We start from the raw sequence: 24301 nt of genomic DNA, 5'->3' as shown, positions 1-24301 counted from the left end.
GGCCCGTGATGGAAATATCACGGGCCTTTTTTACGTATCTTTTTTTGAGTGTTACCACTTACTTCGAAGTAAGGAAAACGGTTATTCCAGCAAATGGGCCTTTAGTTCGTCATAGGAAACGATAGGCTTTGCGTGTTTTTCCTTACCCAATACCTTTTGAATTTGGGGAGGGATATCGGGCGAAATGCCCAAGGCGTCCTCGACCACATCAAGAAATTTAACGGGATGTGCGGTCTCTAGAAAAATACCGTAGGTATTCGGATGCTCCGATACGTACTTTTTAAGCCCCAAGTATCCCACGGCTCCATGCGGGTCGGCAATGTATTCGCCATTTTTATAGATGCTTTTCATAGCTTCCCTGGTCTGGTCGTCGGTAAATGAATAGGAGGACAGCATCTGTTCCAAAAGGCCATGGTCGTTTTGAAAGAGGTGGCGTATGCGAACAAAGTTGCTGGGGTCGCCGACATCCATGGCATTGCTGATGGTTGCCGTCGATGGTTTTGGCTCGTACGCACCGGTTTTCATAAATTTCGGAACCGTATCGTTGGCATTGGTGGCCGCAACAAAGTGTTTTACCGGCATGCCCAATTTGTACGCGACCATTCCCGCACAAATGTTTCCAAAATTCCCGCTGGGCACCGAGAACACGATTTCTTTCCCTTCCTTTTTGGCCTGCTTATAGGCAAATAAGAAGTAGAACAATTGTGGCAACCATCGGGCGACGTTGATCGAGTTGGCCGAGGTCAGTTTCATATGTTCCAAAAGCGCTTCATCCAAGAAAGCGGTCTTTACCATTTTTTGACAGTCGTCAAAAGTACCCGCTACTTTTAGGGCCGTAATGTTTTGCCCCAAGGTGGTCAATTGCCTTTCTTGGATATCGCTTACCTTACCGTCGGGGTATAGAATGACCACCTGCACCCCTTCAACGCCCAAAAATCCATTTGCAACGGCTCCCCCCGTATCCCCAGAGGTAGCAACGAGTACTGTTACCTCGTTCCGGGTGTTTTTTGAAAAATACCCCAGACATTGTGCCATAAAGCGGGCACCTACGTCCTTAAAGGCCATGGTAGGCCCATGAAAAAGCTCAAGGGTTCCCGTGCTGTCGTCGATAGGTACTACCGGAAAGTCAAAGTCGAGTACCTGCGAAAGTATTTCCTTTAACGCGCTATCGGTAAGGTCTTCTTTTACGAACTGATGTATGGCCCGAAAGGCAATTTCATGGTTTGAAAGCGTTTCGATGGTATCAAAAAACGTAGCGGGCAAAGGGTCGATTTCCGAAGGAAAATACAGCCCCCGGTCCGGAGCGATCCCATTGATCACCGCGGCTTTAAAAGAGACCTTAGGTGCGTTTCCGTTTAGACTATAATAGTTCATTGGTCACAATTGTTAGTTAAAAAGGATGCACTTGAGTGCAAGACTTTCCTCCGAGTATTCGGGGCTACAAATCTTGAACAAATTGGCAGTCCCACTTGACAGTCAATGCTTTTTATAGAGCACAAAACAACCTACTGCCAAGTTTTTACGGATTACTTTGATGCTATGTTGAAAAAGAATTTCATTCTTTTCCTATAAACCTATTCATTGTTAAATGCATAGTGGTTTGGTCAATCCAATAATTTTATCCCCTCATGATTGATCTTGGAAACGTGTACATCGTAATCGACCCCAATATCGCGATAGGTCTTTTTCATTTGTTCCCCAACGTTTTGGGCGATTTCCAATCCCTTACTCAAGGCAAAAATGGAGGGCCCCGAACCCGAAATACCACTTCCCAAAGCGCCTGCTTTAAGTGCTCCCGATTTGATGTCGGCAAAACCCGGAATTAGGATGGAGCGTATCGGTTCTACGATATGGTCCTCCAGGGAACGCCCTAAAAGGGCATAATCGTCGGTAAACAATGCGGCAACCAGTCCCCCCACATTGCCCCATTGCCGAATGCCGTCCTGTAAGGTAATATTGGTCTTAAGGATTTTTCGGGAGTCGGCCGTTCGGACTTCGATCTGCGGATGGATTACGGTTGCATACAATTTCGAAGGGGCCGGTATGGGTACAATATCCAAAGGTTCATAACTGCGTACTAGCGTAAATCCGCCGTACAGTGCCGGTGCCACATTATCGGCATGGGCGACACCGCTGGCCAACCGTTCCCCTTCCATGGCGAAGGCTACCAATTGTAAGGCATCGAAGGGCTTGCCGAGCAATTCGTTCATTGCCCAAACGGCACCTGCCGAGCTTGCGGCACTACTGCCGATACCACTTCCGGCCTTGATTTTTTTATATATTTCAATTTCAAAACCACCGGTATAATCGGTCTGTTCCAAAAGAGCCATACCCGCTACACCGGCTACGTTTTTATGGGTTTCCATCGGTAGGTCCTGTCCTTCCAGTTTGGTAATGACGATTCCTTTTTCCCTGCTTTTCCGTACGACCATTTCATCGCCTACAGCATCCAAGGCCAGTCCCAACACATCAAAACCACAGGAAATATTGGCAATGGTCGCCGGACAAAAAACGCGGATCTCGTTCATGATGCTATCGTTTTATATGCTTGTTCAATCCTTTCCATTGCCTTGTTAAAAGTTACCGATACGGATAATGTCCGCAAAAATTCCGGATGCGGTAACATCGGCCCCGGCCCCGGCTCCTTTGATGATCATGGGTTGATCGGGATAGCGCTCCGTAAAGAACAGTACAATATTATCACTGCCCTCCAAATTATAAAAATCGTGGTCTTTCGGAATATGCTGTAGGCCTACGCTGGCCTTTCCGTTTTCAAATTGGGCCACGTATTTTAATTTGCTATCCGCGGCGATCGCCTCTGCATACATTTTTTGAAAACTGGCCTCGTGCTTTATTAAGGATGCAAAGAAATCGGTATTGTTATCGGTGTCCAGACTTTCTTGTGGCAAAAACGATTTGTTTTCGATATCCTCGATTTCCAAACGGTGTCCACTCTCCCGGGCCAAAATCAATATTTTTCGCATCACATCGATACCGCTCAGATCTATTTTTGGGTCGGGTTCTGTAAACCCCTCTTCTTGTGCCTGTTTTACGATATCGTGGAAGGTGCTGTTTTGGTCGAAGTTATTGAACACAAAATTCAGGCTTCCAGAGAGTACGGCCTGAATTTTTAAAATAACATCGCCCGATGCGATTAGGTGTTTTAAGGTATCGATGATCGGAAGTCCGGCGCCTACATTGGTCTCGAACAAAAACGGTGCATTGTATTGGCGTGCCAAAAACTTCAAGTTTTCATACGCATCGTATTCCGATGAACAAGCTATTTTGTTACAGGTGACCACCGAAATGCTCTTGCTTAAATAGTTGGCATAATTGGCCGCTACGGCTGCACTTGCCGTATTGTCGACAAAAATGCTGTTGCGGTAATTGAGCCGGGTGATGTTCCCTAAAAACTGCTCACTATCGGTTTTTTCCCCTTTGGCAAGGACATCGGCCCAATTTTCGAGATCGATTCCCTGTTCGTCAAAAGCCATGGTTCGCGAATTGGAGATACCGATGACCCGAAGGTTCAATTTTAACTGTGTCCGTAAATACGCCTTTTGCTGTTGGATCTGTTTCAAAAATTTAGCGCCTACATTACCGACGCCCATAACGAACAGGTTCAATTGCTTTATATTTTCCTCAAAAAACACTTCATGCAAGACGTTCAACGCCTTTTTAACATCGGCTTCCGAAATTACCGCGGAGATATTGCGTTCCGAAGCCCCTTGTGCAATGACACGAATGTTGACATTGTTCCTGCCCAATGTGCTGAACATTTTTCCGCTGAGGCCCTGATGTTGTTTCATGTTATCACCGACCAGGGCGATAACGGCCAGTTCTTTTTCCGCGATGACCGGTTTGATCTTTTGTCGCTCGATTTCATAGGCAAAGGCACCGTTTACCGAAGCAACCGCACGATCGACGTCCAAGGCCGATATGCCCACGCAAATGGAGTGTTCGGATGAGGCCTGTGTAATGAGTACTACACTGATGTCCTCTTGGGAGAGTACTTCAAAAAACCGTTTGGACGTTCCCGGAATACCGACCATTCCAGGGCCTTCCAAGGATAAGAGTGCGATACCGCCGATGTGACTTATACCGCGAACGGTCTTCCCTTTTTCGTTCTTGCTCTTGGTGATCAGCGTACCTTCCGCATCGGGATCGAACGTATTTTTTATAACAATGGAAATTCCTTTGGACAGTACGGGCTGTATGGTCGGTGCATAAAGCACTTTTGCCCCAAAATGGGAAAGTTCCATAGCCTCTTCATAGGAAATATGGGGTATGGCCTTAGCCTGTTTTACCACCTTCGGGTTGGCGGTATACATGCCGCTTACATCGGTCCAGATCAGCAATGCTTCGGCATTTACGGCGGCGGCGATAATAGCTGCCGAGTAATCCGAACCACCGCGTCCCAAGGTAGTGGCGTCGCCATCGTGCGAGGAGGCGATAAAGCCGCCCATGACCACGATATCGGGCTGGGAGCCATTAAAAAAAGCTGTGCATCGTTGGTCGGTTTCCCTAAAGTCTACCGATGCTTTTCCGTAAACGGTATCCGTTTTTATAAGACTTCTACTATCCTGGTATACCGCTTTAAGATTTTCCGCAATGAAGTATTCGCTAATGATGTAGGACGATAGCAGCTCACCGTAACTTACAATTTTATCGGATAGCTTGGGGGTGATTTCCCCAATCAGGAAGGCACCTTCCAACAGTGTTTCCAATACGTTCAATTCACTTTTCACCCTACTTAGAACGGCACTTTGTATTGCAATCGGAAGCAGCTCCTTAATGGTTTCCAGATGGCGCTGCTCTATTTTTTGAAGCAATTCGATATAGGACTTGTCCTGTTCCGCCGCTGCGGCCGCCGTTCTTAACAACAGATCGGTGACGCCCCCTAAAGCGGATACGACCACAATTTTTTTGGATGCCGTATTGGTGGAGACGATCTGTTTGACAAGGGATATATTTGTTGCATTGGCAACCGAAGTGCCACCGAATTTTAAAACTTGCATAGGGAAAATAGATTAGGAATACTGGACTGAACAGGCGATAATTCGCAAAAACGGAAGTAATTATAGATAGCTTACCCCAAAGGGGTAGTAAGGGTGATGATAGCCGTTACAAAAAGGTTGATTGAAAAGCTAAAATTTTTTGGAATTGTCATTTCTATTGCCTTATCGCTAAAGTTCAAAAGTAGTACATTTGAGGCCTTGCACAAACGTTTGTAGGTATTTTTATAAAATCCGCGAATATTGTTAGGATATTTTAAAAATGTCGTAATAATTTCGGTACCATAGGGGTTACGGTAAAGAAAAGGGAAAAGCATTCTGTGAGCGCAAGGGATGCCAAAGCAAATTATAGCGATGAAACTATTTTCAAAGGAACAGATTTACGAAGCCGATCGTATTACCGAAAAAAAGCAGGAGATCCAAAGTGCGGAACTAATGGAGCGTGCGGCCGTCCAAATTTTCAATTGGATGCACCTGCGCATGCAAGGGGCCCCTGTAAAGATCCACTTGTTTTGTGGCATCGGAAATAACGGGGGCGACGGCATTGCGTTGGCACGCCATTTACAGGAACATGGGTATCATATTGCGGTATATGTAGTGAACTACAGCAAAACGCGTTCAAAGGACTTTCTGGTAAATCTGGAGCGATTAAAATCGCGAAAGGTCTGGCCCGAGTTTTTGGATTCGGATGCGTCATTTCCAGAAATCGGAAAAGACGATATTATTGTCGATGCCATTTTTGGTATCGGGTTGAACCGTGCCCCGGCAAAATGGGTGGTACGGCTTATGGGTCATTTGCACGCTTCGGAAGCTTTTATTTTATCGGTAGACCTTCCTTCGGGACTCTATACCGATCGCAAGGTCGAAAACGATGCTGCGGTAATACGTTCGAACTACGTGTTGAGCTTTCAGGCACCGAAGCTCGTTTTCTTTCTTCCGAAAACGGGAGGGTATTTGGAGCAATGGGAGGTTTTGGATATCGGGCTCGATCCGAAATATCTTGCGGAGACGGATACCGCGTTTCGAATTATCGGAAAAAATGAAGTATTGCCCATGTATATCCCCAGAAAAAAGTATTCCCACAAGGGAAACTATGGGCATGCCCTGATCATTGGTGGCAGTGTCGGAAAAATAGGGGCGGTACACCTAGCGGCCAAAAGTTGTTTGCGCGTGGGTAGTGGTCTGGTAACGGCCTTGGTACCCGAATGTGGTGCACTCCCCTTGCAAACGAACTTACCGGAGGCCATGGTGGCGACAGCAAACGGAACGACACATATAAACGATTTCACGGCTCCCATAACGGCGAATGCCTTTGCTATCGGCATGGGTCTCGGTACCGAGGCGAAAACGAAAAAGGCCTTTTCCGATTTTCTAAAAAAGACCGACGCCCCTTTGGTGTTGGATGCGGATGCCTTAAACCTATTGGCCCAAAACAAGGACTTGCAAAAACAACTGCCGAAACGCACGGTGCTTACCCCTCACGAAAAAGAATTGGAGCGGTTGATCGGAAGTTGGGAAAATGATTTTGAAAAATTGGAGAAGGCCATGGCGTTCGCCGCCCGGCTCGATTGTATTTTGGTGATCAAGGGCGCACATACCATTACGATCGATGGTGATAAAGGCTATGTGAACACAACGGGAAACCCTGGGATGGCCACCGCGGGAAGCGGCGATGTATTGGCAGGGATGATCGCCGGTTTAATGGCCCAAGGGTACGCTCCCTTGAACGCTGCCATTTTTGGGGTCTATCTTCACGGAAGGGCAGGGGATATCGCAATTGAGGACAAAGGCTATCAGGCCTTGATCGCTTCCGATATTACCGATGCGATCGGTGCCGCTTACATGGATCTCTTTAAAGTGCCCGAGCCGTCAAAGGAAGCGGAAACGAATGAGGCTTAGTATACCGCCGTATCAGCAGGCCGGACGTCGTGGTTGGTTTGTATGATAGAGGACAAACTACTTCCCCTTCACCATACGTTTTACCCATGCCAAGGCATTTTCATAGTCGATGAAAAATTTCATGGGTTTTTTGTAGAACAATTTCTCGATCTTAAAATTGTGCATATCCATTTCCTTGCGGGATATACCGGTGTAGGAATTTAAACTTCTTCAAAATTTATTATATTTAATATCATTGTTGCCTTAAAATTACCCGAGTAAAAAGCCGTCATTTTTTGCTTGGACGAAAAAGAAAAATAAAGCCTAGCAGTAGCTAAGGTTGTTTTTTATTTGGAAGTATAAACCGAAAAGGGCAATTTTTAAAGGGTAATTTTAAGGCGGAAATGGTATAATCGAATCCTAGGCCGAAATATTGTTTTATGGATCAGAAATCCTTGAAAGACTTGCAATCCGACGATAGATTGAAGCTGAAAGTGCTTTACAATAAATATCGTAAGGAATTTTTGGGTTTTGGAAAACGGTATCATTTGGACGATGACACCTTGGCCGATGTGTATCAAGAATCTTTTTTGGCGCTAAGGCAACGTGCGGTAGAAGGAAAATTGAACAAGGTCAACAGTTCGATGAAGACTTATCTTTTTGGTATAGGAAAGTTTAAAATATACGATACCCTTAAAGCAAGGAAAATAAATACGCGTTACCAAAACGCGCTTCATGGTATGGTAGAAGAAATACCTGAAATCGAGACCGATGCTGCTCCAATTCTGTCGGAAAAACAATTGCTGCTACGTACCCAACTGAAGGCCCTAGGGGAAAAGTGTAGACAGGTGTTAACGATGTTCTATTATAGGGGACTAAACATAAAAGAGATTGCCGAGCAAGGTGGGTATGCCAATGAAAATGTGGTAAAGGCGCAAAAATCACGTTGTTTAAAAACGCTTAAACAACTGTGTAACGTATAGTATTATGGATAAAGAAACGCTTTTGGTAAAATACTTACAGGACAAGCTAGCACCTGCGGAGTTGTCGGTGTTTAAGGAAATGTTGGACACCGATGCCGAATTTAAGAAGGAGGTCGAATTTCAAACCGATGTAAAACGGGCGATAGTAGCCAACGAGGATGACGATTTCATGGAGATGCTTTCCGAATTTGAAGCGGAAGCTCGGGCAAAAGAACGGGTTAAACCGATACCTAAAACTCAAAAGAACAGTAGGCTTCCAATACAATGGCTTGTAGCCGCTTCCTTGTTGGTGTTGCTGGGGTTAAGCTATTGGTTTTTTCAGGATAATACTGCCGATACCACCGATTTGTTTGCCCAAAACTTTGTTCCCTACCGTAACGTAACACATCCCGTAACGAGAGGGGATGCCATGGTCGATTCCAAAACGCAGGCGTTTTCGGCTTATGGGAAGGGAGACTTTAATAAGGCCATTTCTCTTTTTACACAATTATATGCATCCGATAAAGAGCCGTATTATCTTTTTTATAAAGCTAATGCCCTTATCCAAATTAATAAAGCAAGTGAAGCTGTTCCCTTGTTAAAAGAACACTTGAAAACGAAAGATGCATTGAGCGATAAATCAAATTGGTATTTGGCTATGGCCTACCTACAGTTAAAAGATGCGGATAAGGCAAAAGCAGCACTTCAAAGGGTAGTGGAAACTAAAGCATACAAAGCGGAGGATGCTAAGCGGCTGCTTGATGCGCTTTAACTTTTTTGTATCCGAATCCTAAGATTCCCACCCCGATCAGTCCGATTCCAAAATATATCCATGGAGAAGTTGGTTTCTCCGATATGGGTGAGTTATTTCCCAAGACTACAAAACCGGCCCAATAGTAGGGGTGTTTTAGCTCTTCTTCCTCGGTACTCTCGAGATATTCGAGTTTTGCTTTTTGAAGGGCTTTTGATTTTGAATGGCCATTACTCAGATGTTCGTAGTAGTAGCCCATGAGTTCGCTAGTGGCCTGGTCGTCGTTTTTCCAAAGGGAAGTCGTTAAACTATTGACTCCCGCATACTGAAAACCACGCGCGAGACTTAGCATTCCTTCGCCTTTTAGAAGTTTTCCGACTCCGGTTTCGCAGGCACTGAGGGTTACCATTATAGCATCTAATCTGATGTTATAAAGGTCCTTAATGTACAAACGGTTTTCTGCTTTTTGACCAGTACTAAAAGCCAAATATGAAAAGTCCGGTGCGTTGTCATCCACTATGGCATGTGTGGCAAAGTGAAAAATGGAAAAATCGTCTTTGATGTTTAAGAAGTTCGTTAGGGATGCCTCGTTCCCTAAGACTGTTTTGCCCGCAAACGACTCCGTTATCGATTTTACTTCCTTTTGGGCAAAAGGCAATTGGTTGAAACCTGTGTTGGGAGCGAAAGTAGGGGCAATCGCCAAAAGTCCTTTTTTAACCTCATATCTTTTGGATTTACTTGAACATAAAATGGTTGCCGAACCGGCATAGGCGATATCAACTTTGTGCAAGAGGTACTTGTTTGGTCCCGCTCCATCGGTCAAGGTTCCAAAAGGAATGTAATGCAGCAAGCCATCGGCGATAATTGTAATTTGTCCCGTTTTGGTCTTATCTATCCAAGGCGCTACTAACTCGGCATATAATCGGTTTCCAATTAGGTGTATTTCATGTTCATTTGCAGATGTGGGTTTTGAGAGCAATTTGTAAAATGCTTTTATATTTTCCCTGGTTTTGGTTGAAAATGGAAGTTTTAAAAAATGCGTTTGGGATTTGTCAACCAAAATTACGTAAAGCGTATTCTCTGTTTGGTGAAAAGAGATTACCGATTCATTGGTACTCAAGTATGACTGCAGTTCTCCGATATTTATCGTTTTAGTGTCGTACTTTAAATGATAATAGGCCGGGAATTTTTCTTTCAGCCCTTTTAAAAATTCATGATACTTGTTTTTTATGTTGAAAAGGGAATCATCAAGTATAGCGCTTGAAGCTTTTTGCGATGTGGCCTGTTTTTTTTCGATATTGGTGATATAGGCCCTGTAGTGAAGTTCCTTTTCCAATGTGGCGTTCGGGATTGCTCCAAAAGCGTTTGCTTCAGCATTTTTAACTGATTCCAATAAGAGAATACCCTTACTTTTTTCCATATATAGAAAAGCATTTTCCAAATATTTCTGCTCCTTGGTACTCTTGTAGGCCTTGTAGGCGGCATCTATCATTTCATGAAAAGTGGGATAGGTCTGTGCCAACAAAAACTGTTTGTCTATTTTACTTTCAAATTCTGGTCGAATCGCATCCAAGGTTGCAATGATGGTTTGAGCGGTTTTATCATTGGCCTGCAGTTTCTTCTGTGCTTGTTCCCGTTCGGTAATCGCGTTTATTGCTTCTATTTTTTTTCTTAAGATCGTGAGCAGCTGTATTTTTGAAAAGACGTCGGTGGGCGTAGGATTTTCATCCCATTTCTTGGATTTAAACCCATTTGATGCGGCTATCAAAGCGTTTTGGTAGTGGTCCAGCGCTATGGGGACGTTTTTTTGTGAACGTGCTAAATCACCTAATTTTAAATAGATATCGGCAATGTCCTTGTGCCTGTCTTTTTGATGAATGGCAATCGTTGTTTTTAAGATTTGATCTAATAATACCTTAGATTTTGAAAACTGTTTTTTTTCGATGAAAATTTCTGACCGATTGAGATCGGCCCTTTTTTGGAATGGAAATTTAATTCCGGTAAGATTTTTAATCTTATCTAAAACCAATAGTGCCCGATTATGGTTTCCTTTTTTAAGGTACAATTCTGATAAGTTCAAATAAGAAACTATCAAAGAATTTCTACCCCCAGCAGTTGCTTTCGTTTCGTAATAGACGACACAATCTTCCAGAATATTTTGGGCCTTTTCATATTGTTCCTGCTTGATCAGCAAATCGGCCAAGACCATCATGGATTTTACCTTAAAGGTTGCAATTTCTACGTTTTTTTGTTCTCTTTTCTGGCAGAGTCTAATCTGTTTTTCGAAGAAGATTTTGGCCCTTTCGTACTGTCCTTTGTTTTTGTTGATCAATCCCAAAAAATCAAGACTGCTTAAAAAAGCGCTTATTTGATCATCACTTAAATCATCTTCTGGAATAGAGCTAAGCTGTTTAAAGATTTTCTCGAAGTATAATTTTGCCTTACCGTACTGCTTAAGATCAAAGTAATAGTTGCCATAAAAAAGAATAACACTGTTTTGATAATATTCCAAATCGCTCATAGAGGACGAGGCGTTACTGACTTCCGTTTCAAAGAGCTTCAGTTGCTTGGAATACTCCGACCAATCAAAATAATACGTTGTGGTATACACCAAATAATCATATAAAGAAAGAGTAATATCTTTTCGGTCCTGTTTTTTGGATAGCGTTATTGCCCTGTCAAAATAGTAATAAGCGCTATCCTTGTTGGTAAAGACAAAGCCTTCGGCCTTATCGGAAAGTTGGCTGAGCGTATCGTCACCTTTGTTTTGCGAAAACAATGGGCTCAAAAAAAGGAACGCCAATAATGTGATTGGAAACGTTCTCACTTTTTAAGGTTAAATTTTTTGGACGGGAATAAACCAAGTTTTCTTATCATAATGTTCAATTCCTCTGATTCATCACCTTTTATCAGTTCCATTTTAAAATTCCCTGTTTCGGGAAAGGCAATCCGGTAGGCACCATCTTTCTTTTCAAATGGAAGTATAGTAGTTTGCCCTTCGCTGTCTGTAAGTTGGATTTTCTCAAAAGGGATTGGATAAATAAGATTGATTACTTTTCCTAAACCTCTGCAGGTCGACGAACCACAACCACCGATGATGGGACGCTTTTGGTATAAACTTTTACAATAGACTTCCTTTATCCTTTCAATATTTAAATTATTGTAGGTTGTCTTTGGGTTACAACTAGCCGTGTATGTATCCGTACAAGGTTTGCACTCTTGAATAGCGTCTATCTGAATGGCAAAAGGTTCCACCGAAGCTTCATCAGTACTATCTTGACGGTCCATTTTTTGAAATTCCTCGTAAATACGTACTTGTTCCTGTGCCAGGGTAAAATCTACTGTTGGTACACAACTACAGACTAAAAAGGTCAAATATAGAAGGGCCGACAATTTAATCGTTTTCATAATTTTTTTAGTTTTGGTTATTTTTCAATATGTCTTGATATCTTTTAGATAGGTTAACACGACTATGGTTCTCACTTTTCTAAAAATAGGTATTTTCTTGATTCGTCATATGATATCGTTTTGATATAGGCTATTATTTACGTTTTCATTGTTAACCTTATTATCGTCAGGGTTGACCAAGGGGTAATCTAAAACCTTTTAAAATGAGAACAACAACAAAATTTCCTAGACTACACGTCACGAAAAGATTTTTTTTACCAATAATCGTAGCAATTCTGACCATCGGTTGTGATTACCTGGACGATGTAACGGGCAATCCCGATGGAGAACCCGCTGATTGTACTATTGTTTGCGATGGGGAACGACCCGATTTTGAAATTATTAACGGGGCTATACTATGTAAAGATTCCATTCATTCAAATTATCAGATTGGTTGGCGCTACACGGTTCGCAATACCGGATACATGGGTGATGCGAGAAGTATTCAGGCTTGGTTGAGCGATGATTTACTGATAGATGCCAACGATACCCCGGCGGGAGGTGTTGCCCTAGGTATTCTTGAGCCTTGCAACGAATTCACCGGTGATTTTGGTGCTGGAGACCCGAGCGATCCGATTTTGATCGATAAAAAGTACTTGTTGCTCCAGGTCGATCATCGACAAGAAACGGATGAATGTGATGAATCGAACAACGTTTTTGCCATATCGATTCCCGAAAACTACGAAAACGCCTCTTGTTGTGAAGGAGGTTTACCGGATTTTACAATTACTAAAGGGCAGTTGCTGTGTCCCGATTCGGTTTCGACGAACTATCAGATAGCTTGGCGGGCCGAGATTAAAAATTTGGGTACTGCGAACGGTACCGGCAATGTTCAGGGCTGGTTAAGCGAAGATGATTTGGTCGATGCTAGCGATGCGGCCGCGGGCGGAATTGTTTTTGGGAACCTTACCGCGGGCCAAACTACAACGGAAACCTTTGGTGCTACACTAAATGGTGGTACGGTACCCGAAAGATATTCCTTTTTATTGTTACAGGCCGATTGGCAGGATGCCGTTGAAGAATGCGATGAAACGAACAATGTACGCGCCATACCGATTCCGAAGGGATATCCGGATACCCTTTGTTGTGATTTGCCGGATTTCCCTGCCAAAATCGTAACCGAAGCGGCAAGTTTTACCGGCCGTGGCGGACATACTTCATTCACTTTCAATGATCGGTTATGGATTATTGGAGGCCAAAAAAACACAGGGCTTTTAAACGATGTTTGGTCCAGTTTAGACGGCGTTAATTGGGAAGAAATGACGAGCAGTGCCCCATTTTCGAAACGTTCATTGCATACGGCCACGGTGTACGATAATAAAATATGGGTCATTGGGGGTGCAGATGATTCCGATGGGCTTGCCGATGTCTGGTATAGTGCCAACGGTTACGAGTGGAACTTGGCCACTTCTAATGCCGCCTTTGGTCCTAGAAGCAACCATGTTACCATGGTTTTTGATCGTAAATTGTGGGTGATTGCCGGAAATGATGGCGAATTACGTTTAAATGATGTTTGGTATTCTAGTGATGGATCCCATTGGACAATGGCCACCGAGAATGCCTTTAACCAAGCGAAGAGTCACCATCGGTCCCTCGCTTTCCAAAATAAGATGTGGGTCATCGGTGGTCTTGATGATAGCGAGGTATATAGTAGTTCAGATGGGTTCCATTGGTATCTTGAGAATTCAAAGGCCCCATTTGGTAATCGTTATGGCCAACAGGAAATTGTTTTTAAAAACAAAATGTGGCTTGTTGGTGGCGGAAAGCGTTCGGGAGCTTCGGAAAAAGATGCTTGGTACAGTACCAACGGAAAAACATGGAAAAAGGCAACTGAAAATACAGGGATAACGCCGATTAGTGGGCATTCCATCGGTACTCTAGAAAATAAACTGTATATCATTGGAGGTTGGACGGACGATTCCGATGATACGAACACTGTTTGGGCAATAGAATGAGTTTACGTTGAATACTACGGAAAAAGGCCTTTTTCCAGAGAAAGTACTTTTTTTAACAGATGGTGTTAACCCTTTGAAAGGTGATGGGGACAAAGGGAAAAATAATAACTATTAAAACTTTTGATTATGAAAAATGTATTTAAAAAAGCAAGGTTCCTACTATCTATCTTTATGGTATTGTTCTTGGCCGCATGTACCGGTGAAGATGGTGAAGATGGCGCTATGGGGGCAACAGGGGCACAAGGAGAGCGAGGTCTCGATGGGCAAGATGGTACCGATGGGGAAGATGGGAATGCCAATGTAAGCACCTATACCTTCGACGCTTCAATATTCACAGGAAGCAATTTTGCGATTCCCTTAGAGCAATTGACCGAAGCGGTCTTGAAAAACAATGCAGTGCTGACATATATCAAAAGAGGCGACTTTTACTACCCGATTCCAGGAGTAAGCATTAATGTTTTGTTTGAGGTAGAGTTTGGCGTAGGTGAGCTTAATGTCTACGCCTATGATCGTGCTTCTAGTTCTCTTTTCAACGTAATCGCGGGAACTTTTTCCGAGGTGAAAGTGGTTTTGATAGCGTCTTCTTCCGAACAAACGGGTAAAACTGGGGGTGCTGCCGTTCTTTCACGAATGAAGTCCCAAGGAATCGATATCAATGACTTTGAACAAGTAGCGGAGTATTTTGGACTTAGGGATTGAGTTTACCGTTGGTAGATGTAATGTCAACAAATGGAGCGGGAGAATTTTCTCCCGCTTTTCAATTTTGAACTATGGTTTTGTACCTTCTCTATTTTTAGTTACAAAATAGTATCCATACGAAACAATTCTTCTTACTTGCCCTTCACCCTACGTTTTACCCATGCCAAGGCATTTTCATAGTCGATGAAAAATTTCATGGGTTTTTTATAGAACAATTTCTCGATCTTAAAATTGTGCATATCCATTTCCTTGCGGGATACGATGGCAAAGGCCTTTAAATTCTTTAACTCCCGCAAATAACCGTATATGGTCGGATCAATGGCCGAAGAATTTTTCCGGAGGCTGATAAAACCGAAGTCTTTATTGCGATAGTGTATTTCCGATATGCCAATAATCTGATATGCCCGTTCCAAGGTCAGCGTAGAGCCTTCGTCAAAAATGGATACCATGTAATTTTCATATACTTGAATTTTCCCTATTTCCAATTGATATTCCCTAACGGTAATCTTCTTATTGGATTTTCCCACTTTCATGCTATGTTATTTATAATGTCTCGAGACGAAAGTAGCGGTATGCTCGTTGTTAGGGTAAAAAAATAGATTAAAAGCGTAAATATCGTTTATACTGCTACCCCTTGATGGAACTTACATGGTGGTTTTGGATAGTGCGGACATCACCGCATAAAAAAAGGCCGTTTAAAACGGCCTTTTTAAACTATTTTCTTACCAAATGTCAGGCTTTCGGAGACTTTTCCGCTTTCTTGATCTTTATGGTAAGTTCCTCTTTTTTGGTATCGAGATCCATATGGATGCTATCGCCTTCTTCCAGTTTGGAATTTACGATTTCCTCGGCCAGGGCATCCTCGATGTACTTTTGGATCGCCCGCTTTAACGGACGCGCACCATATTGCTTATCAAACCCTTTTTCGGCGATGTAATCCTTGGCGGTATCCGTTAGGGTAAGGGTGTAGCCGATATCCTTGATCCTATCGAACAATTTACTGAGTTCGATATCGATAATCTTGTGGATGTCCTCTTTTTCAAGGGCGTTGAACACTACCACATCATCGATCCGGTTCAAAAACTCCGGGGCAAACGCTTTTTTTAATGCATTCTCGATCACACTCTTTTGATTGGCATCTGCCTGTGAAAGTTTTGCGGAAGTGCCAAAACCGACACCCGCACCAAAATCTTTCACTTGTCGTGCCCCAATATTGGAGGTCATGATGATAATGCTGTTCCTAAAATCGATTTTGCGTCCCAAACTGTCGGTAAGGTAGCCATCGTCAAGTACTTGGAGCAGCATGTTGAACACATCGGGATGGGCTTTTTCTACCTCGTCCAGTAAAATAACGGAATACGGTTTGCGCCGTACCTTTTCGGTAAGCTGCCCACCTTCTTCGTATCCTACATATCCTGGAGGTGCCCCTACCAAACGGGAGATAGCAAATTTTTCCATGTATTCGCTCATGTCGATACGGATGAGCGCATCTTCCGAATCGAAAAGTTCTTTGGCCAATATTTTGGCCAATTGTGTTTTACCGACACCGGTCTGACCTAAAAATATAAAGGAACCGATGGGTTTGTTCGGATCTTTCAATCCGGCTCGGTTTCGCTGTATGGCTTTCGCTACTTTTGCGACTGCCTCATCCTGTCCGATGACGTTGCCCTTTATCAATTCGGGCAATTCCGCTAACTTATTGCTTTCCGTTTGGGCAATACGGTTTACCGGAATACCGCTCATCATGGAAACGACATCTGCCACATTGTCCTCCGAAACGGTCTCTTTGTGCAATTTGCTTTCTTCCTCCCATTTTTCTTGGGCGATGGCGAGTTCTTTTTCCAACCGCTTTTCGTCATCACGAAGTTTTGCGGCCTCCTCGTATTTCTGTTTTTTGACCACGCTGTTCTTTAATTCCCGAACATCTTCCAACTGTTTTTCGAGTTCAAGAATTTGCTTGGGCACGTCCATATTGACGATATGCACCCGAGATCCGGCCTCGTCCAGGGCATCGATGGCCTTGTCCGGTAAAAACCGATCGGTCATATAACGGTTTGTCAGTTTTACGCAGGCAACAATGGCCTCGTCCGTATAGCTGACGTTATGGTGGTCCTCATATTTTCCTTTGATGTTCTGAAGGATTTCAATAGTTTGCTCTACGCTCGTAGGTTCTACGATCACTTTTTGGAAACGACGTTCCAATGCACCGTCCTTTTCAATATACTGGCGGTACTCGTCCAAGGTAGTCGCTCCGATACATTGTATCTCGCCCCTTGCCAAGGCAGGTTTGAACATGTTGGAAGCATCAAGGCTTCCGGTAGCACCACCTGCACCGACTATCGTGTGTATTTCGTCAATGAACAGGATAACGTCGTCGTTCTTTTCCAGTTCGTTCATTACGGCCTTCATCCGTTCTTCGAACTGACCGCGATATTTTGTACCGGCGACCAAAGAGGCCAGATCTAAGGTTACTACCCTTTTGTTATAAAGTATCCGCGAAACTTTTTTATTGATGATTCTGAGGGCAAGCCCTTCCGCAATGGCACTTTTACCGACACCGGGTTCTCCTATCAGCAACGGATTGTTCTTTTTTCGTCGGCTCAAGATCTGCGATACGCGCTCGATCTCCTTTTCGCGACCTACTACGGGATCCAAACGGTTTTCTTCGGCCATTCGGGTAAGGTCCCTGCCGAAGTTGTCCAATACGGGTGTTTTGGACTTTTTGTTTCCCTTTTGGTTGCCACCAGATCCAAAACCGCCATCCTTTCCTTCGCCAACATCTTCAGGTTCGTTCGGGAAGGATTCCGATGTTGGTCCATCTACGATTTCATCGTCACTGGTGATCATGAACTTAAACTGTTCCTTTACCCCATCATAATCCACCTTTAGTTTGTGGAGCAATTTTGTGGTAGGGTCGTTTTCGTTCCTCAGGATGCACAATAACAAATGTGCCGTATTGATGGAGGAACTTTGGAATAGTTTGGCCTCTAAAAAAGTGGTCTTCAGGGCCCGTTCCGCCTGCCGGGTCAAATGCAGGTTCTTTTTATCTTTTTGAATGCTGTTCGAGCTTGGGTTTGAAGGACTCAATATTTCCACTTTTCTCCGCAAGTGGTCCAAATCGACATCCATGGCGTCCAAAATACTGATCGCCTTACCGTTTCCATCGCGCAAAAGTCCTAGCATCAAGTGTTCCGTGCCAATAAAGTCATGACCTAGGCGGAGCGCCTCTTCCTTACTATATGCAATTACGTCTTTTACTCGGGGTGAAAAATTATCGTCCATAAACTATACTTGTTATGTATAAAATTAGTAAAACTACTTCAATCTATGGCAAATACTGTACCCATATTCGATAAAGTAGTGGGAAATGACGAAAAAAGCGCCGCTTTCTCAAATATTTAACAGCTTGAAGAGGCCGTTCGGACCCGTGTTGTGGTGTTGATAAATTATTGAATAAAACAATTTGGAAATGCTTTGAAAGGTATGATTTTGCTTATATTGGCATGCTTTTTAACACTTATAAACACTAAGATTTTCAAATGGCTGAAGGAGAAAAACTGATTCCTATCAATATTGAAGATGAGATGAAATCGGCCTACATTGATTATTCAATGTCGGTCATTGTGTCACGTGCGCTACCAGATGTGCGTGACGGTCTAAAACCGGTTCACAGAAGGGTGCTCTATGGCATGCACGAACTGGGTGTCCGGTCCAACAGTTCACACAAGAAATCTGCCCGTATCGTGGGAGAGGTCCTTGGTAAGTATCACCCGCACGGGGATACCTCCGTATATGATACCATGGTGCGTATGGCCCAAGAATGGAGTTTGCGCTACATGCTGGTCGACGGACAGGGAAACTTTGGTTCGGTAGATGGCGATAGTCCTGCCGCAATGCGGTATACCGAGGCTAGAATGCGAAAGATTGCGGATGACATGTTGGCGGATATCGATAAGGACACGGTAGACCATCAATTAAATTTTGACGACTCGTTGGAAGAGCCCACGGTACTTCCGACCAGGGTGCCCAACCTTTTGGTGAACGGTGCATCGGGTATCGCCGTAGGTATGGCGACCAATATGCCTCCCCATAATTTATCGGAGGTGGTAGACGGTACGGTTGCCTACATCGACAACAACGATATCGAGATAGATGAACTGATCACCCATATAAAAGCGCCCGATTTTCCTACGGGAGGTATTATTTATGGTTATGAAGGCGTAAAAGAGGCTTTTCATACCGGTCGTGGCCGTGTGGTCATGCGGGGCAAGGCGATCATAGAAGAGGTTCAGGGAAGGGAATGTATTATCGTTACCGAAATTCCATACCAGGTGAACAAGGCCGACATGATCAAGAAAACGGCCGATCTGATCAACGATAAAAAGATCGAGGGTATTTCAAGCATACGGGACGAATCGGACCGGAAGGGAATGCGTATCGTTTATATTTTAAAGCGCGATAGCATCCCCAATATTGTGCTGAACATGCTGTACAAGTATACGGCGCTGCAATCGTCTTTCAGTGTCAACAACATTGCCCTAGTGAAAGGTAGGCCCCAACTCCTTAACGTGAAGGAGATGATCCATCACTTTGTGGAACACCGGCATGAGGTGGTGGTCAGGCGTACCAAATACGAATTGAAAAAAGCGGAAGATCGCGCCCATATTTTAGAGGGCTTGATCATCGCCTCCGACAATATTGACGAAGTGATCGCCATCATTAGGGCCTCCTCAAATGCGGAAGAGGCGCGGGAGAAGTTGATGGAGCGCTTTAAGCTATCCGAAATTCAGGCGAAAGCCATTGTAGAAATGCGTTTGCGGCAGCTTACCGGTCTGGAGCAGGATAAGCTAAGGGCCGAGTACGATGAAATTATAAAGACCATTGCGGACCTGAAGGACATTCTTGACAAAAAGGAACGACGCATGGAAATCATAAAAAATGAACTTGCTGAGGTCAAAGAAAAGTATGGTGACGAAAGACGGTCCGAAATCAACTTTGCGGGTGGCGACTTGAGTATTGAGGACATGATCCCCAATGAGCAAGTGGTCATTACCATTTCGCACGCCGGTTATATCAAACGGACCCCACTCACCGAATACAAGACCCAAAATAGGGGAGGGGTCGGACAAAAAGCGTCCAGCACCCGAAACGAAGATTTTCTCGAACACCTTTTCGTGGGAACCAACCACCAATACATGCTCTTTTTTACCCAGAAAGGGAAATGTTTTTGGATGCGGGTCTATGAAATTCCGGAAGGAAGCAGAACTTCCAAAGGAAGGGCGATACAAAACCTGATCAACATTGAACAGGACGATACGGTAAAAGCGTTCATTTGTACCCAAGACCTTAAGGACGAGGAATACGTAAATAGCCATTTTGTGATTATGGCGACCCGAAAAGGGGTGGTGAAGAAAACCTCTTTGGAGCAATACTCGCGTCCACGTCAAAATGGGATCAATGCCATTGGCGTGCGGGACGGGGACGAGCTCCTTGAGGCAAAATTGACCACTGGTACCAGTCAGATTTTCTTAGGATTGAAATCCGGAAAGGCAATCCGGTTCGAGGAAGGTAAGACACGCCCGATGGGCCGTAACGCATCCGGGGTACGCGGTATTACCCTGGCCAACGAGCAGGACGAAGTGATCGGAATGGTTTCGGTACACAATTTTGAGGACGATATTTTGGTCGTGTCCGAAAATGGATACGGAAAGCGTTCGAGCCTAGACGATTACCGTATTACCAATAGGGGCGGTAAAGGTGTAAAAACCATATCGGTAACCGATAAGACGGGAGGTTTGGTAGCCATTAAAAACGTATCGGACTCCGATGATCTGATGATCATCAATAAATCGGGCATCGCCATTCGAATGAGCGTTGAAGATCTTCGCGTTATGGGCAGGGCCACGCAAGGGGTACGGCTGATTAACATTAAAGGGGACGATTCCATTGCGGCGGTCGCCAAAGTAATGAAAGATGAGGATACTTTGGAAGAGGTTGACTTAAACGACATCGAAGTAAAAACTGAAGATGGCACGGCTCTTGATAATGAGGGTACGGAAGAAACAAAAGAATAATAATCAATAACACTAATTTATAATAACAGGAAAAATGAGAACTAGAATTTTAATGCTTGTTACGATGTGCTTTACCTTGGCGGGTTTTGCTCAAAAAAATGAGATAAAGGCAGCGGATAAAGCCCTTAAAGGTGGAGATGCCGCCGCGGCCAAAACTGCCTTGGAAGGGGCCGCAGGTGCTATTTCCGGTGCCGATGCCAAGCTACAGGCCCAATACTATTACCTTAAGGGCAAGGCATATGCCGATTTGGCAAAGAAAGGGGAAGCGAACGCCTATCAGGAATCCGTAGCTGCCTTTCAAAGCCTTTTGGAGGTAGAGGAAAAAAGCGGAAAGAAGAAGTATACCGATGAGGTTACCCAATCCATGCAGGCCATGACCGCCGATTTGGTCAACGCAGCGGTGGAGGATAACGCGAAGAAAAATTTTGATGCGGCCGCGGAAAAATTATATCTCAGTTATAAAATAAGTCCTAAAGATACCTCTTATCTGTATTTTGCCGCCAATAGTGCGGTACAGGGCGGAAATTATGAAAGCTCCCTAAAGTACTACAACGAGTTGATCGAGGTAGGATACGATGGTAGCGGAACGGTCTATAAAGCGACCAATGTTGCTTCCGGAGAAGTAGAGGAGATGGACAAAACACAGCGAGAGCTGATGATCAAGGCCGGAACCCACAGCGATCCCATAGATGAGACCGTACCTTCCAAAAAGTCGGAAATTATCAAGAACGTTGCGCTGATCTACACCCAGTTGGGACAGAACGATAAGGCTATCGAAGCATTTAAGACCGCCCGGGCGGACAATCCGGACGATGTGAATTTGGTGTTGAGCGAAGCCAACCTATACTATACCATGGGCGATAAGGAAAAGTTCAAGGAATTGATGGCCGAAGCCGCTACTATGGCACCGGACAATGCCGACCTTCACTACAATATTGGGGTAATCGCCATGGAGCAAGGTGAATTGGAAGAGGCCAGAACGGCCTACCTTAAGGCCTTGGAAATCGATCCGAACTATACCAATGCGCAGCTGAACCTTTCCACAACCTATGTGAACGAGGGGAACGGTCTGATTGACGAAATGAATACCTTGGGGAACTCCAGAGCGGATATTGCCCGTTATGACGAGTTAAAAGTTAAAAAGGACGAACTGTTCCAAGAAGGTGCCAAAATCCTAGAGGATGCCCTTAAGGCGAGTCCCGAGAATACCAGTATTCTTACGCAGTTGAAGAATATTTATGGCGCCATGGGCGACAATGACAATTTTATGAGAATCAAAAAGTTGTTAGGGGAATAAAACTATTCCCTTTTCAGCTAAAAAACCCTATGGTCATGTACCATAGGGTTTTTTTGTGCCCAAAGGTTTTCGTGTTTCATATTACCCATACCGTTCCAATGGGAAACGTTGGTTAGCTAAAGCCTAAGTTGCTTTTTGGGTATGCGCAAACGCTACTTTACTTTGCAAGGAAGGGTCATATCAGTTTTTTGATGACCCGAAGTTGGTGGCTATAAATACCGCGCTCAGCGTTGAAAATTCCGGTATGGTCGATGCGGTCGATCCGTACTTTACCGTTCACGTGGATGATATAATTGTCTTCCATAATAATTCCCACATGGTCGATCGTTCCTTCCGAATTGTCAAAAAAGGCAAGGTCCCCGGCTTCACTCTCCTCGATAAAACTCAACGCATCTCCCTGTGTTGCCTGTTGCGCCGCGGAACGGGAAAGGGAATAGCCGTTAATTTTATAGATCATTTGTGTAAAGCCGGAAGCATCGATTCCAAAAGGTGTTTTCCCCCCAAAAAGATATGGGGCGTCCAAATAATACATTGCTGTTTTAAGCAATTCGGGTTTGGCCTGTCGGCTGCTTACCACATTTCCTTCAAAGGTATGGCCCAACAAAGGGGCGTTGGAAACCGTTGCACCTAGCAAAACGGGTATCAAAGCGTTTTTCGCGTTCGTTACCGCGGCGACCAAGTCGTTGGAAAAGGCAGCGGATAAGGTATCGATTTCATGGTAAGTACTTTCGTCGACCAGGGCGATTTGATTGTTGTCGACCCAGCCTTCCGTAGCATCATAGGCAATTCTGATCCTGCTAAAGTGTTTTCGGGATTCCAATACCTTAAAATGGTCCCCATAAAGTAACTGGGTCATCATTTCGGAAGTGTTATCTGCGGTAAGACGAACAGAAACCAAACTTAGGGGACACACACCGTATTGCATACAACCGTCTAACTACAAAGGAATTAGTGTCTTTTAAGTACCAGGGCCGATGCTCCGCCTCCACCGTTACAAATTGCGGCGGCGCCCATTTTTGCATCGTTCCGTTCCAATACTCCCAACAAGGTTACCAAAATTCGGGCGCCGGAACAGCCTAAGGGATGCCCTAGCGAAACCGCCCCTCCGTGCACATTTACCTTATCGTCGGTAAGGCCCAAAAGTTTCATATTGGCAAGACCAACGACAGAAAAGGCTTCGTTGAACTCAAAAAAGTCGATTTCTTCCAAAGTTGTGCCCGCTTTGGCCAATGCTTTTGGTAGGGCCTTCGCCGGGGCCGTAGTGAACCATTTTGGTTCTTGGGCCGCATCGGCATAACCACTGATGGTAGCCAACGGTTTTAGTTGTAGTTCCCTTGCTTTTTCGGCACTCATTAATACCAAAGCTGCGGCTCCGTCATTAATGGTAGAGGCATTTGCGGCGGTAACCGTACCGTCTTTTGAAAAGGCCGGCCGAAGGGCCGGTATTTTTTCCATTTTTACGTTTTTGTACTCTTCGTCCTCGGTAACCATTACGGGCTCGCCCCTTCTTTGCGGCACCGAGACCGGTACGACTTCGTTTGCAAAGGCACCCGAATTCCAAGTGTTTTCGGAACGCTGATAGGATTGTATGGCATAGGCATCTTGCTCCTCCCGGCTAAACTCGTGTTCTTTGGCACAAAGATCGGCGCATACGCCCATGGCCTGCTGATCGTAAACGTCGACCAGGCCATCCTTTTGCATACCGTCCACCATGGCCGAGGGACCAAATTTTTGACCGGTTCTCAAATGCATATAGTGTGGGATCAGGCTCATGTTCTCCATGCCTCCGGCAACTACGATCTCGGTGTCTCCCAAGGCGATCGATTGGGCCCCCTGCATTACGGCTTTCATACCGGAGGAACATACTTTGTTAACGGTGGTACAGGGAACGCTATCCGGAATTCCGGCAAAAATAGCCGCCTGTCGGGCAGGTGCCTGACCGGCTCCCGCTTGAACCACATGGCCCATTAACACTTCATCTACCAAGTTTGGATCCAAACCGATTTTTTCCAAAGCACCTTTTATGGCGGTAGCGCCCAGTTTAGGTGCAGGTACGGAGGAGAGTGCCCCCATGAAACTTCCTATAGGGGTTCTTACGGCCGATACGATTACAACCTCTTTCATATACGTTCAATTTCTTGCGAAATTACTAAAATTAAGCACAATTGACCTCTAGGAACCCGCATTAAGCGCTTATCATTTTATATTTTTCTATTTTTGGTT

Annotated in this window: 16 protein-coding genes; 7 read left to right on the top strand and 9 right to left on the bottom strand. The window is 44.5% G+C overall.

Going from position 1 to position 24301, the window contains the following annotated elements:
• Positions 1–81: 81 nt before the first annotated feature.
• The 3 genes from thrC to thrA all read right to left on the bottom strand — a co-directional run bounded on the left by thrC (position 82) and on the right by thrA (position 5018).
• Positions 82–1374 (bottom strand): threonine synthase, encoded by a 1293-nt coding sequence (gene thrC / locus ACRD7P_RS01140; RefSeq protein WP_430905627.1) that lies wholly within the window; start codon positions 1372–1374, stop codon positions 82–84.
• 230 nt (positions 1375–1604) lie between these two features.
• Positions 1605–2528: a homoserine kinase gene (locus ACRD7P_RS01135; RefSeq protein ID WP_430905626.1), complete on the bottom strand. Its 924-nt coding sequence runs from the start codon at positions 2526–2528 to the stop codon at positions 1605–1607.
• Positions 2529–2573: 45 nt separating this feature from the next.
• Positions 2574–5018 carry a bifunctional aspartate kinase/homoserine dehydrogenase I gene (gene thrA / locus ACRD7P_RS01130; protein WP_430905625.1) on the bottom strand — a complete coding sequence of 815 codons (2445 nt, stop codon included), beginning with the start codon at positions 5016–5018 and terminating at the stop codon, positions 2574–2576.
• Positions 5019–5369: 351 nt separating this feature from the next.
• Between thrA and ACRD7P_RS01125 the strand changes: the two genes are divergently transcribed.
• The 3 genes from ACRD7P_RS01125 (at position 5370) to ACRD7P_RS01115 (ending at position 8627) form a co-directional block, all read left to right on the top strand.
• Entirely contained in the window at positions 5370–6914 is a 1545-nt protein-coding gene (locus ACRD7P_RS01125; protein ID WP_430905624.1) for an NAD(P)H-hydrate dehydratase, read from the top strand.
• A gap of 419 nt (positions 6915–7333) precedes the next feature.
• A complete protein-coding gene (locus ACRD7P_RS01120) occupies positions 7334–7876 on the top strand; it encodes an RNA polymerase sigma factor (protein ID WP_430905623.1) in 543 nt (180 codons plus the stop codon).
• A gap of 4 nt (positions 7877–7880) precedes the next feature.
• A complete protein-coding gene (locus ACRD7P_RS01115; RefSeq protein WP_430905622.1) occupies positions 7881–8627 on the top strand; it encodes a tetratricopeptide repeat protein in 747 nt (248 codons plus the stop codon).
• On the opposite strand, the gene ACRD7P_RS01110 is transcribed toward ACRD7P_RS01115, so the two are convergent.
• Both ACRD7P_RS01110 and ACRD7P_RS01105 read right to left on the bottom strand, forming a co-directional pair.
• A complete protein-coding gene (locus tag ACRD7P_RS01110; protein WP_430905621.1) occupies positions 8602–11433 on the bottom strand; it encodes a CHAT domain-containing protein in 2832 nt (943 codons plus the stop codon). The two genes, ACRD7P_RS01115 and ACRD7P_RS01110, sit on opposite strands and share 26 nt — an antisense overlap.
• Complete coding sequence (locus ACRD7P_RS01105) at positions 11430–12014, bottom strand: hypothetical protein (protein WP_430905620.1); 585 nt, start codon at positions 12012–12014, stop codon at positions 11430–11432. Before ACRD7P_RS01105 ends, ACRD7P_RS01110 begins: the two co-directional genes overlap by 4 nt.
• Positions 12015–12217: 203 nt before the next feature.
• On the opposite strand from ACRD7P_RS01105, the gene ACRD7P_RS01100 reads away from it, so the two are divergent.
• Positions 12218–14008, top strand: coding sequence for a Kelch repeat-containing protein (locus ACRD7P_RS01100; RefSeq protein ID WP_430905619.1), 1791 nt, complete (start codon positions 12218–12220; stop codon positions 14006–14008).
• A gap of 126 nt (positions 14009–14134) precedes the next feature.
• On the top strand, positions 14135–14707 hold the full coding sequence (locus ACRD7P_RS01095) for a hypothetical protein (protein ID WP_430905618.1): 573 nt from the start codon (positions 14135–14137) through the stop codon (positions 14705–14707).
• A gap of 131 nt (positions 14708–14838) precedes the next feature.
• On the opposite strand, the gene ACRD7P_RS01090 is transcribed toward ACRD7P_RS01095, so the two are convergent.
• Positions 14839–15240, bottom strand: coding sequence for an STAS/SEC14 domain-containing protein (locus ACRD7P_RS01090; RefSeq protein ID WP_430905617.1), 402 nt, complete (start codon positions 15238–15240; stop codon positions 14839–14841).
• Positions 15241–15439: 199 nt separating this feature from the next.
• The gene (locus ACRD7P_RS01085; protein ID WP_430905616.1) at positions 15440–17989 is read right to left on the bottom strand and encodes an ATP-dependent Clp protease ATP-binding subunit; all 2550 of its coding nucleotides are present in this window, start codon (positions 17987–17989) and stop codon (positions 15440–15442) included.
• Positions 17990–18246: 257 nt separating this feature from the next.
• Between ACRD7P_RS01085 and gyrA the strand changes: the two genes are divergently transcribed.
• Both gyrA and ACRD7P_RS01075 read left to right on the top strand, forming a co-directional pair.
• Positions 18247–20781, top strand: coding sequence for a DNA gyrase subunit A (gene gyrA, locus ACRD7P_RS01080; RefSeq protein WP_430905614.1), 2535 nt, complete (start codon positions 18247–18249; stop codon positions 20779–20781).
• 34 nt (positions 20782–20815) lie between these two features.
• The gene (locus tag ACRD7P_RS01075) at positions 20816–22078 is read left to right on the top strand and encodes a tetratricopeptide repeat protein (RefSeq protein WP_430905613.1); all 1263 of its coding nucleotides are present in this window, start codon (positions 20816–20818) and stop codon (positions 22076–22078) included.
• Positions 22079–22253: 175 nt separating this feature from the next.
• Here ACRD7P_RS01075 and ACRD7P_RS01070 read toward each other — a convergent pair whose 3' ends face one another.
• Together ACRD7P_RS01070 and ACRD7P_RS01065 are read right to left on the bottom strand one after the other, a co-directional pair.
• The gene (locus ACRD7P_RS01070; protein ID WP_430905612.1) at positions 22254–23003 is read right to left on the bottom strand and encodes an NlpC/P60 family protein; all 750 of its coding nucleotides are present in this window, start codon (positions 23001–23003) and stop codon (positions 22254–22256) included.
• Between the two features lie 23 nt (positions 23004–23026).
• Positions 23027–24202 carry an acetyl-CoA C-acyltransferase gene (locus tag ACRD7P_RS01065; RefSeq protein WP_430905611.1) on the bottom strand — a complete coding sequence of 392 codons (1176 nt, stop codon included), beginning with the start codon at positions 24200–24202 and terminating at the stop codon, positions 23027–23029.
• Between the last annotated feature and the right edge of the window lie 99 nt (positions 24203–24301).

Origin of the sequence: Maribacter sp. 2-571, from assembly GCF_050589625.1 — a bacterium.
GTDB lineage: Bacteria > Bacteroidota > Bacteroidia > Flavobacteriales > Flavobacteriaceae > Pelagihabitans.
The sequence above is the reverse complement of the archived record's forward strand: the minus strand, read 5'-3'. Positions and strand labels throughout refer to the sequence as shown.

Excerpts from the sequence above, each read along its gene's own strand:
- ACRD7P_RS01070 (WP_430905612.1), bottom strand. The coding sequence starts at position 23,003 with ATGCAATACGGTGTGTGTCCCCTAAGTTTGGTTTCTGTTCGTCTTACC.
- ACRD7P_RS01095 (WP_430905618.1), top strand. The coding sequence starts at position 14,135 with ATGAAAAATGTATTTAAAAAAGCAAGGTTCCTACTATCTATCTTTATG.
- gyrA (WP_430905614.1), top strand. The coding sequence starts at position 18,247 with ATGGCTGAAGGAGAAAAACTGATTCCTATCAATATTGAAGATGAGATG.
- ACRD7P_RS01135 (WP_430905626.1), bottom strand. The coding sequence starts at position 2,528 with ATGAACGAGATCCGCGTTTTTTGTCCGGCGACCATTGCCAATATTTCC.
- ACRD7P_RS01125 (WP_430905624.1), top strand. The coding sequence starts at position 5,370 with ATGAAACTATTTTCAAAGGAACAGATTTACGAAGCCGATCGTATTACC.
- ACRD7P_RS01105 (WP_430905620.1), bottom strand. The coding sequence starts at position 12,014 with ATGAAAACGATTAAATTGTCGGCCCTTCTATATTTGACCTTTTTAGTC.
- ACRD7P_RS01065 (WP_430905611.1), bottom strand. The coding sequence starts at position 24,202 with ATGAAAGAGGTTGTAATCGTATCGGCCGTAAGAACCCCTATAGGAAGT.
- ACRD7P_RS01115 (WP_430905622.1), top strand. The coding sequence starts at position 7,881 with ATGGATAAAGAAACGCTTTTGGTAAAATACTTACAGGACAAGCTAGCA.
- ACRD7P_RS01075 (WP_430905613.1), top strand. The coding sequence starts at position 20,816 with ATGAGAACTAGAATTTTAATGCTTGTTACGATGTGCTTTACCTTGGCG.
- ACRD7P_RS01090 (WP_430905617.1), bottom strand. The coding sequence starts at position 15,240 with ATGAAAGTGGGAAAATCCAATAAGAAGATTACCGTTAGGGAATATCAA.
- ACRD7P_RS01120 (WP_430905623.1), top strand. The coding sequence starts at position 7,334 with ATGGATCAGAAATCCTTGAAAGACTTGCAATCCGACGATAGATTGAAG.
- thrC (WP_430905627.1), bottom strand. The coding sequence starts at position 1,374 with ATGAACTATTATAGTCTAAACGGAAACGCACCTAAGGTCTCTTTTAAA.
- ACRD7P_RS01100 (WP_430905619.1), top strand. The coding sequence starts at position 12,218 with ATGAGAACAACAACAAAATTTCCTAGACTACACGTCACGAAAAGATTT.
- thrA (WP_430905625.1), bottom strand. The coding sequence starts at position 5,018 with ATGCAAGTTTTAAAATTCGGTGGCACTTCGGTTGCCAATGCAACAAAT.
- ACRD7P_RS01085 (WP_430905616.1), bottom strand. The coding sequence starts at position 17,989 with ATGGACGATAATTTTTCACCCCGAGTAAAAGACGTAATTGCATATAGT.